This is a genomic window from Zavarzinella formosa DSM 19928, from assembly GCF_000255705.1.
GTDB lineage: Bacteria > Planctomycetota > Planctomycetia > Gemmatales > Gemmataceae > Zavarzinella > Zavarzinella formosa.
In genome coordinates this window covers 49,489-52,069 of the sequence record NZ_JH636453.1, presented here as the reverse complement: position 1 = coordinate 52,069, position 2,581 = coordinate 49,489, and the positions used below count along the sequence as shown (strand labels likewise).

General features: G+C 64.3%; 3 protein-coding genes. All 3 read right to left on the bottom strand.

Annotated elements, in window-relative coordinates:
• Nucleotides 1-714, bottom strand: a 714-nt coding sequence (locus tag BGIM_RS59465) for a protein kinase domain-containing protein (RefSeq protein ID WP_157369920.1), incomplete at its 3' end; no start/stop codon positions are given.
• A 59-nt stretch (nucleotides 715-773) separates the two neighbouring features.
• Nucleotides 774-1,367, bottom strand: a complete 594-nt coding sequence (locus BGIM_RS0144680; RefSeq protein ID WP_020476082.1) for a sigma-70 family RNA polymerase sigma factor — start codon at nucleotides 1,365-1,367, stop codon at nucleotides 774-776.
• 147 nt (nucleotides 1,368-1,514) lie between these two features.
• Nucleotides 1,515-2,581 (bottom strand): translocation/assembly module TamB domain-containing protein (locus BGIM_RS0144675; protein WP_193789082.1); only part of this gene is annotated, 1,067 nt, incomplete at its 5' end.

Below are 2,581 nucleotides of genomic sequence, written 5' to 3'. Positions count from 1 at the left end.
GGGGGGGGGGGCGCCCGCCAGTCCCGCGGCAATCTGCCGCCCGATCGACGCCACTTCCCCGGGGTCCAACGGTCCAATGCGGGCGATATGCTGTTGGAGCGTTTCGCCGGGGATGAATTCCATCACGAGATACGGCAGTGGCTTCTCCTCGACCGCGTACACCCGCACGACATTGTCGTGCCGGACGCCGGCCGAGGCGCGGGCTTCGCGAAGAAATCGCTTGCGGGCGGGAGAGGCGGCGGCGAGGGACGGGGCCAGCGCCTTGACGGCGACCACGCGGCGCAGCATCTCGTCGAAGGCGCGGAAGACAATCCCAAATCCTCCCTTGCCAAGCACTTGCAGCGCCTCGTAGTGCCCGAGGCGGCCCAGCGAGCCGGGCCGGGGCGACGGTTGAAGGAAATCAAATCCCGCCTCGCCCGCCTCATCGTCTTCTTCGGTCTGAGTATGGAGGCTGCCGTCGGATTGAAGAGCGGCGGGGGGTTCGGGGCCGTTCGTTTCGACGGTGTGATCCGGCTTCGGCGGCAGGAGATTGGCGGCGGGTTCTTGGAGAAACTTTCCCATCCGCGAATCAGCTTTCAGGAGCTTTTCGACCTGTTGGCGCAAGCCGGGATTCCCCGCGCAAGCCGAATCCAGATAGGCGGCGCGCTCGGCGTCGGTCGGCTTCTCGATGGCCGCGAAAAACAGGGATTCCACAGAGGACGAGTTGTTCGTCACTTGACTGGCTCGAAAAAAGGGTCGCTATCCACCAATGCGACGGACGGGCCGGACTCCCCTCAAGAAGCGGGAGTATTTCCGGAATTTTGTTCCGTGTCTTCGTCGCCCAGTTCAGAGTACAGCCACGCGCGGGCGAAATGCCAGTGTCTTTCCGTGGTGGCCAGGGAGATGCCCAGCGACCGGGCGATTTCCGGCATGCTCAGCCCGGCGAAAAAGCGGAGTTTGACCAGTTCGGCCTTGACCGGGTCGTGATGTTCCAGACGGGTCAGCGCGTCGTTGATCGACAACAGATCCTCGGCCGGCGCCATCGCCATCGACTCGGCCGCCTCCAAATCAACTCGCTGCCAGTCGCCGCCGCGCTTGAGCCGGCTCTTGTGGCGGGCGTTCTCCACGAGCAGTCGGCGCATGGCCTCGGCCGCGGCCGCGAAAAAGTGTCCCCGGTTGTCCCACCGGGCCTCGTCGGCAGGGCCGACCAGCCGCAGGTACGCCTCGTGAACCAAGGCGGTGGGTTGAAGTGTTTGGTTCGGGGATTCGTCCGCCAGCCGGTTGGCCGCTAATTTTCGCAACTCTTCGTACACGAGCGGAAGCAGGTCGGTGGCGGCGAGGCGGTCGCCACCGGCCGCCGCATTCAGAAGTTGAGTCACAGGAGACATGGTGAATAATTGTAACGGCTGCGAACGACGGAGGCAGGTGAAAACACACAGTCTTCATCATCCGGTCATTCGTTCGGCAGCCGAAACATACCACCCGGCGTTATCTCTGAAGCCGGTGAAACGCACCTTTGGAATCCGTCGCCGTGATTAAACAATCTTCACTTCAAAATCCCCGATGCCCTGCGGCGTCGGGAGTTTCTTGTTGTAAGTGAAAGCGGGCGCCGGCGTCGTGACTTTGGCGCCGGTGATGGCCGTGTGGGCCAGAAGGCCGAACTTCCGGCCGTTGTTGGCCGACTGGACGGACTTCAACGTCACCGTGCCGATGGTATCGGCCGCCACGACGCTGTTGGCAAACGCCGGGGCGACCGATCCTGTCAGCCCGGTCACCGAGAACGTGGTGATCTTGAAACCGGGCGAGAACACGCCTCCCGCCATCGGGTCTTGGGCATTGTTCGGCGTGTAACCGAGGAGAAGATCGCTGTCGGCAAACGTCTTGGCGGTGAACGTCCCTACGTTTCCATTCACGTTGAAATGGCTGCCGGTGACGGTGCCGCCGATGCTCACGGTGGTGAGCGTCAGTTTGTTCGCCGCCACGTTCCGGCCGGTCAGGGTGAGATCGCCGGAGAAATTGCCGGAGACGATGAGCGAGGCCAAGCTGTCGGCCGTGAGACGGCTTCCGGCCACGAACGACTTGGCCCGGAACGTGCCGACGGCCCCGGCGATGTTCAGGATGTCGTCCCCGGCGACGGCGCCGCTGATGGCCGCCGTGGTGAGCGTGAGCTTGCCTTTGGCGACCCCCTTGCCGGTGAGGGCGATGTCGGTGTCCAGATCGCCGAGGACGGTCAGCGTCGTCAGGCTGGTGGCCGAGGTGAAGCCGCCGAGGATGGTCTTGGCCTTGAGCGTGCCGATGGAACCGTTGACATCGATCGTGGCATCATTGATCGCCCCGCTGACGGCGGCGGTCCCCAGCGTCAGTTTGCCGGCGGCCACCCCCTGACCGGTGAGAGTGACGTCGGCGTCCAGATCGCCGAGGACGGTCAGCGTCGTCATGCTGGCAGCCGTGATGGAACCATCAAGGATGGCCCCGGCCTTCAGCGTGCCGATGGCCCCGTTGACATTCATCACGAGGGAATCGGCCGTGCCGTTGATGGTGGCCGTGGTCAGGGCCAACTTGCCGGCCGCCACGCCCGCGCCGGTGAGGGTGATCGTGCCGT

Bases quoted from the DNA above. Each gene is read 5' to 3' on its own strand.
- BGIM_RS0144680 (WP_020476082.1), bottom strand. From the start codon at position 1,367: ATGTCTCCTGTGACTCAACTTCTGAATGCGGCGGCCGGTGGCGACCGC.